The organism is Pseudonocardia charpentierae (genome assembly GCF_031845345.1).
GTDB lineage: Bacteria > Actinomycetota > Actinomycetes > Mycobacteriales > Pseudonocardiaceae > Pseudonocardia > Pseudonocardia charpentierae.
This window is the reverse complement of the sequence record NZ_JAVREJ010000012.1, coordinates 197,419-204,565: the sequence shown is the minus strand read 5'-3', so window position 1 is coordinate 204,565 and position 7,147 is coordinate 197,419. Positions and strand designations below refer to the sequence as shown.

General features: G+C 72.2%; 5 protein-coding genes and 1 pseudogene. 2 read left to right on the top strand and 4 right to left on the bottom strand.

The annotated features are described in order from the left end of the window. Together RM445_RS18150 and tkt are read right to left on the bottom strand one after the other, a co-directional pair. A pseudogene (locus RM445_RS18150) lies at positions 1-135 on the bottom strand (transaldolase); the annotation flags it as partial. 29 nt (positions 136-164) lie between these two features. Further along, a complete protein-coding gene (gene tkt, locus RM445_RS18145; RefSeq protein WP_311557763.1) occupies positions 165-2,264 on the bottom strand; it encodes a transketolase in 2,100 nt (699 codons plus the stop codon). A gap of 293 nt (positions 2,265-2,557) precedes the next feature. On the opposite strand from tkt, the gene RM445_RS18140 reads away from it, so the two are divergent. Both RM445_RS18140 and RM445_RS18135 read left to right on the top strand, forming a co-directional pair. Next, positions 2,558-3,535, top strand: a complete 978-nt coding sequence (locus RM445_RS18140; protein ID WP_397469346.1) for a heme o synthase — start codon at positions 2,558-2,560, stop codon at positions 3,533-3,535. A 17-nt stretch (positions 3,536-3,552) separates the two neighbouring features. Next, entirely contained in the window at positions 3,553-3,729 is a 177-nt protein-coding gene (locus RM445_RS18135; RefSeq protein ID WP_311557762.1) for a hypothetical protein, read from the top strand. Between the two features lie 83 nt (positions 3,730-3,812). Here RM445_RS18135 and fdhA read toward each other — a convergent pair whose 3' ends face one another. Continuing rightward, complete coding sequence (gene fdhA, locus RM445_RS18130; protein ID WP_311557760.1) at positions 3,813-5,033, bottom strand: formaldehyde dehydrogenase, glutathione-independent; 1,221 nt, start codon at positions 5,031-5,033, stop codon at positions 3,813-3,815. 84 nt (positions 5,034-5,117) lie between these two features. Beyond that, positions 5,118-7,142, bottom strand: coding sequence for a S9 family peptidase (locus RM445_RS18125; protein WP_311557759.1), 2,025 nt, complete (start codon positions 7,140-7,142; stop codon positions 5,118-5,120). Between the last annotated feature and the right edge of the window lie 5 nt (positions 7,143-7,147).

The window sequence follows — 7,147 nt, the reverse complement described above, 5'->3', positions numbered from 1 at the left end:
GGTGACCCCGACGACGCTCTTGTCGGTGATCAGCTCCTGCAGGTTGCCGCTGGTCAGCCGCTCGCGCGACAGGTCGTCGAGCCAGATGGACACGCCCGCCGCAGACAGCGCGGCAAGCCTCTCGTTGGGGGCCATGAGCCCCTCCTCTCGCTGGTTGGGCTCGGTCAGACGATCTCGGGGGAGACGCGGTCCAGGCTGGTGCGGGCGGCCGCCACGACGTGCTCGGTCGTGAAGCCGAACTCGCGGAACAGCGTCTGGTAGTCCGCGCTGGCGCCGTAGTGCTCGATGGAGACGATCTCGCCGGCGTCGCCGACCCAGCGGTACCACGGCATGGCGATCCCGGCCTCGACCGAGACGCGCGCCCTGACCGACGGCGGCAGCACCGAGTCGCGGTAGGCCTGGTCCTGGGCCGCGAACCAGTCCATGCACGGCATCGACACGACGCGGGTCGGGATGCCGTCGCCCTCGAACACCTCGCGGGCGTCGACGGCGATCTGCAGCTCCGAGCCGGTGCCGATCAGGATGAGCTGCGGCTCGCCGTTCGAGGCGTCCTGCAGGACGTAGCCGCCGCGGGCCACACCCTCGGCAGAGGTGCCCTCGAGGACGGGGATGTTCTGCCGGGTCAGGGCGATGCCCTTGGGCCCCTCCGGGTTCTCCAGCATCGCCTTCCAGGCGTACGCCGTCTCGTTCGCGTCGCCGGGGCGCAGCATCGAGAGGTTCGGGATCGCCCGCAGCGCAGCCATGTGCTCGATCGGCTGGTGGGTGGGGCCGTCCTCGCCGAGGCCGATCGAGTCGTGCGTCCACACGTAGACGACCGGGGCCTTCATCACGGCGGCCAGGCGGACCGCGCCGCGCATGTAGTCGCTGAAGGTGAGGAACGTGCCGCCGTAGGGGCGGGTGGGCCCGTGCAGGGCGATGCCGTTGAGGATCGCGCCCATGGCGTGCTCGCGGACGCCGAAGTGCAGGGTGCGGCCGTAGGGCTCGGCGTCCCACATCTTGGTGGCGATGGTCTTGGGCCCGAACGAGTTCGCGCCCTCCATCGTGGTGTTGTTGCTCTCGGCAAGGTCCGCCGAACCGCCCCACAGCTCGGGCAGCACGTCGGCCAGGGCCTTGAGCACCTCGCCGGAGGCCTTGCGGGTGGCGACGCCCTTCTTGTCGGGCTCCCACGACGGCAGCGCCTTCTCCCAGCCCACCGGCAGGTCGCGGCCGAGCATGCGCTCCAGCAGCTCCTTGCGCTCGGGCTCGCGCTCGGCCCAGGACTCGTACAGCCGGGTCCACTCCTCGTGCGCCTTCGCCCCGCGCTCGACCACCTTGCGGGCGTGCGCGATCACCTCGTCGGCGACCTGGAAGGACTTGTCGGGGTCGAAGCCGAGGATCTCCTTGACGGCCCGGACCTCGGGCTCGCCCAGCGCGGCCCCGTGCGCCTTGCCGGTGTTCATCAGCTTAGGCGCCGGGAAGCCGATCACCGTGCGCAGCAGGATGAACGACGGGCGGTCCGACTCGGCCCGCGCGTTCTCCAACGCCTCGAGGATGCCGGTGACGTTCTCGCCGCCCTCGACGACCTGCACGTGCCAGCCGTAGGCCTCGTAGCGCTTGGCGGTGTCCTCGCTCAGCGCGATGGTGGTGTCGTCCTCGATGGAGATCTTGTTGTCGTCGTAGATCACCGTCAGGTTGCCCAGCTGCTGCGTGCCGGCGAGCGACGACGCCTCCGAGGTGATGCCCTCTTCGATGTCGCCGTCGCTGGCGATCACGTAGATCTGGTGGTCGAACGGGCTCTCGCCGAGCGCAGGCTCCGGGTCGAACAGGCCGCGCTCGCGGCGGGCGGCCATCGCCATGCCGACGGCCGACGACAGCCCCTGGCCCAGCGGCCCGGTGGTGATCTCGACGCCGGGGGTGTGCCGGTGCTCGGGGTGGCCGGGCGTCTTGCTGCCCCACGTGCGCAGCGCCTCGAGGTCGCCGAGCTCCAGGCCGTAGCCCGACAGGTAGAGCTGGATGTAGAGCGTGAGGCTCGAGTGCCCGGCCGAGAGGACGAACCGGTCGCGGCCGATCCAGTCGGCATCGGTGGGGTCGTGTCGCATGACGCGCTGGAACAGCGTGTAGGCCAGCGGGGCGAGGCTCATCGCGGTGCCGGGGTGGCCGTTGCCGACCTTCTGTACGGCGTCCGCGGCCAGTACACGGACGGTGTCGACGGCGCGCCGGTCCAGATCGGTCCAGTCGTCCGGGACGTCCGCCCGGGTCAGCGCGTCGATGTCGGTCTCTGGCACGGCATGCACTCCCTGGGGTCGGCGGTCCTCGATGTGGGCTACCCGGGCGGGCGCGCGACACTGCGCCGAGCCCCGTCCAGCCTAGTCACGTGAGGTGGTCCTGAGTCTGGACTTGCCCGAACCGTGCGGATCTATTCGTCCGGCGTTCGCACTCGTCGCACCCGGGGCCCGCGGCGCGCCGGTCCAGCGGTTACCATCGACGGGCTGTAGAACTGGCTGTGTAGTACTGGCTGCGCAGAGCGGCGTTGCGGCGAGTGGTTCATGAGCGAGACCCCTGAGCGAGGTAGCCACCGGTGAGCGTGCCCGTCTCCCGTCCGGGATCGAGACCGGCCCCGACCTCGCGGCCGGAGCGGCCCCGAGGGCGGGCGCGGCAGGTGCTGGCGCGTTTCCCGGACACCGTCCGCGCGTACGTCGGCCTCACCAAGACCCGGATCATCGAGCAGCTGCTGGTGGTCACCGTCCCGGCGATGTTCCTCGCCGAGCGCGGGATCCCGCCGGTGCCCCTGATCCTCGCCACGCTGCTCGGCGGGGCCGCTGCGGCGGCCAGCGCGCACGCCCTGAACTGCGTGATCGACGCCGACATCGACGTCAAGATGAAGCGGACCGCCCGCAGGCCGCTGGCCAAGGGGCAGGTGCCGCCCTCGCACGCCCTCGTCTTCGGCCTCGTCCTCGCCGCGCTGAGCACCGTCTGGCTCTGGCTGACCACGAACCAGCTCGCCGCGGGGCTGGCGCTCACGGCGATCGCGTTTTACGTGCTGGTCTACACGCTGATCCTCAAGCGGCGCACCTCCCAGAACATCGTCTGGGGCGGGGCCGCCGGCTGCATGCCGGTGGTGATCGGGTGGGCCGCGGTCACCGGCACCGTCGAGTGGCCGGCGCTGGTGATGTTCGGCGTCATCTTCTTCTGGACGCCGCCGCACTTCTGGGCGCTCGCCATGCGCTACCGCGACGACTACGCGGCCGCCGGCGTCCCCATGCTGCCGGTGGTGGCGACGCCGGTGCAGGTGTCGCGGCGGATCGTGGTCTATGCGTGGGTGATGGCCGTCTGGTCGCTGCTGCTCGTGCCCGCCACGTCGTGGATCTACGCGGTGGTCGCGGTCGCCCTGGGCGCGTTCTTCCTCTTCCGCGCGCACCGGCTGCACTCCGGTGTGGTCGCGGGCCGCGAGGTCGCCCCGATGACACTGTTCCACCTGTCGAACATGTACCTCTGCGGGCTGTTCGCGGCGATCGCGGTGGACGCGGCGGTCGGGCTGCCGGTTCTGGGCCTCTAGGCCACCGGCAGGGTCCGATGGTCACCCGGACCCTGCCAGACGGGTCGCGGCTGACCCTCGTCGCGGACACGTCCGCGATCACCGAGGTCCGTTCCCTGCCTCCGCCGCAGGGCGGTGCCGCACCCGCACCCGCACCCGCACCCGCACCCGCCCCCGCGCCGGCTCCGGGGGTCGCACCGGCGCCCGCGACGTAGCCGTAGCGGGCGTGCAGACGTAGCGAAAGCGGCGTTCGGTGCACTCAACGCACCGAACGCCGCTTTCGCTACATGCTGCCCGGTCAGGCGGCCGGGATCATCCCGTTCGGGTCGATCACGTACTTCTTCGCCGCGCCCTTGTCGAACTCCTGGTAGCCCCGCGGGGCGTCGTCCAGCGAGATGACGGTGGCGTTGACCGCCTTCGCGATCTGGGCCTTGTCGTGCAGGATGCTCATCATCAGGCCGCGGTTGTACTTCAGCACCGGGCACTGGCCGGTGACGAAGGCGTGGCTCTTCGCCCAGCCGAGGCCGAGCCGCACCTTGAGCGTGCCCTCCTTCGCGTCCTCGTCCGGGGCACCGGGGTCACCGGTCACGTAGAGGCCGGGGATGCCCAGCCGCCCGCCGGCCCTGGTGACCGTCATGACCGAGTTGAGCACCGTCGCCGGTGCCTCCCCGCCGCCGCCGTGCGCACTGGCCTCGAACCCGACCGCGTCGACGGCGCAGTCGACCTCGTTGACGCCCAGGACCCCGCGGATCTGCTCGTCCAGCGGAGTGTTCTCCGAGACGTCGACGGTCTCGCAGCCGAACGACCGCGCTTGCTGCAGCCGCTCCTTGTTGAGGTCGCCGACGATCACCACGGCCGCGCCGAGCAACTGCGCCGAGTGCGCCGCGGCCAGACCGACCGGCCCTGCGCCGGCGATGTACACCGTCGACCCGGTGGTGACGCCCGCCGTGTAGCAGCCGTGGTAGCCCGTGGGGAAGATGTCCGAGAGCATCGTCAGGTCGCGGATCTTCTCCAGCGCCTGGTCGCGATCCGGGAACTTCAGCAGGTTGAAGTCGGCGAAGGGCACCATCACGTACTCGGCCTGGCCGCCGAGCCAGCCGCCCATGTCGACGTAGCCGTACGCCGAGCCGGCCCGGGCGGGGTTGACGTTCAGGCAGACGCCGGTCGCGCCCTCGCGGCAGTTGCGACAGCGCCCGCAGGCGATGTTGAACGGCACCGAGCAGATGTCGCCGACCTCGAGGAACTGGACGTCGGACCCCTTCTCGATCACCTCGCCGGTGATCTCGTGACCCAGCGTCTGGCCGACGGGGGCGGTGGTGCGGCCGCGGACCATGTGCTGGTCGCTGCCGCAGATGTTGGTGGATACGTTGCGCAGGATGACGGCGTGGTCCGCCTTGCGGGTCATTCCCTTGGACGACGCGACGTCCTGCGGTACTTCGAGCTTCGGGTAGTCGACGGTCTCGACAGCTACCTGTCCGGGGCCCTTGTAGACCACGATGCGGTTGCCGTTCGGCGCCATGAGCGACCTCCTCGTTGGGCGGTGTCGCCTCGATGCGGCACCGCCCTATCGGCCTACTACCGATCCGAGGACTGCACAACCGTCTCAGCGCAGAAGATCCGGGACCACCCAGTCGGCTCCGCGCACGTGGTGGTCGAGGAAGGCCAGCACCGTGGCGTACCAGAGCCGGGCGTGTGACGGGTGCAGGACCCAGTGGTTCTCGTCGGGGAAGTACAGGAACTTGTGGGGCACCCGGACGGGGCAGCGGCTCAGCAGGTCCGACCACAGCCGCAGCGCCTCGCCGACCGGCACCCGGTGGTCGCGGTCGCCGTGGATCACCAGCATCGGCGTGCTGATCGCGTCGGCGAACCGGTGCGGGCTGTACTCCGCCCTGACCTGCGGGGTCAGCTCACGGCGCCAGTAGTCCGGCGTGTCCGTGGTGGCGACGAACTGGTCGAGCGCCCACAGGCTCGCGTGCGTGACGACGGCGGCGAAGCGGTCGGTGTGCCCGGCCACCCAGTTGGCCAGGTAGCCGCCGAACGAGCCACCCATGGCCGCTGTACGCCCGCCGTCGATCTCCGGGAGGCGTTCCGCCGCGTCGGTCAGGGCGAGGACGTCGGTGTAGGGCTCCGCACCCCAGCGGCCCCAGCCGCGGCGGACGAACGCGCGCCCGTACCCGGTGGACAGCGCCGGGTCGGGCAGGAGCACGGCGTAGCCGTGGGCCGCCATGACCCACGGGTTCCACCGCCAGTGCCAGCCGTTCCAGCTGCTCAGCGGCCCGCCGTGGATCCACAGCAGCAGCGGGGCAGGCGTCGTCGCCGACGCACCGTCGGGAAGCACAAGCCAGGCGCGCAGCGGTGTGCCGTCCGCGGCGGTCGCCGTGACCTCGGTGAGCATGCCCGGCAGTACGGGCGCCGCGGCGGGTGCGGGCAGCGGCACCGGACACTCGGGATCGAGCCGGACCGGGGCGGGCGGGGCGTCGATTGCGGCCCGCAGCGCGTAGACCGTGCCGTCCGGGCCGACGACCGGGTCGGAGTAGGCACCGTCGTCGTCGGTGAGCCGGGTCACGGCACCGGTGGCGAGGTCGACCCGGAACAGCGGCGCCCTCCCCGTGTCGTCGGCGGTCACGACCAGGGCCGCCGAGTCGGGGGTCCACGCGACGGCGGTGACCCAGCGGTCCCACCCCGGCGCGACGTCCCGGGCGTCCCCGCCGCTCACGGGGAGGACGACGCAGCGCATGTCAGGGGGCTCCGTCGCCGAGGTGCGGCGCGTGCGCACGCAGGCGACCCACCGCCCGTCCGGGGACACGGCGACCGGTCCGTCGACGGTGTGGTCGGGGTCGTCGAGGAGCACACGACGGGTTCCCGCGGCGCCCGGAGCCGACAGGTCCAGCGCCACGAGGGCGCGGCGGGTCCCTCCGAACGGCTCGTCGATCCGCCACGTGGTGACCACCGTCGACCCGTCGGGGGTGACGTCGTACGCGGCCTGCTCGAGCGCTCCGCCCGGATCGGGCGTCAGGTCGGTCCAGGTCACCGGCTCGTCGGTGTCCGGTGGGGCGCCGGCGAGCAGCCGCGGCCGGTCCGGCCCGAGGTCGTGGTCCCAGTACCGCACCGGCCCGCCCTCGTGCAGGATCGCCGTCACCTTCGCGGTCGACCGGGCGGCCCGCCGGGCCGCGTCGTCGTCGCCGGTGCGCGCCCCGGGCAGGGTGGCCGAGCTGCAGACGACGGTGCCGGCACGGCGGGCGACCACCGGGCCCGACAGGCCGCCCGGCCGGGTGCCCGCCGGCCGGGCCTCGCCGCCACGGGCGGGCAGGCACCACAGCGCCGTCGGCGGGTCGTCGTCCGTGCCGCCGGGCGCCGACCGGGAGGCGAGGAACAGCAGGTCGCCGTCCGGGGTGAACGCGGCGTCGTGCTCGTCGGACTCGCCCCGGGTGAGCCGGCGCGCCGGCCGGGCACCCTCTGGGTCGACCTCCCAGAGCGCGGTGTGGTGCCGCGTGCCCTCGGTGTCGAGCGTGGTGACGCCGACGACGAGCACGGAGCCGTCGGGGGAGAGCACGAGGCCCGAGCAGCGGGGAAGGGCTGTGAAGGCGGCGAGGTCGTGGAACGGCGTGGGAGACACGGAGCTGGTCACGGAAC

Coding starts and splice junctions, on each gene's coding strand:
- RM445_RS18135 (WP_311557762.1), top strand. CDS start 3,553: ATGGTCACCCGGACCCTGCCAGACGGGTCGCGGCTGACCCTCGTCGCG.
- fdhA (WP_311557760.1), bottom strand. CDS start 5,033: ATGGCGCCGAACGGCAACCGCATCGTGGTCTACAAGGGCCCCGGACAG.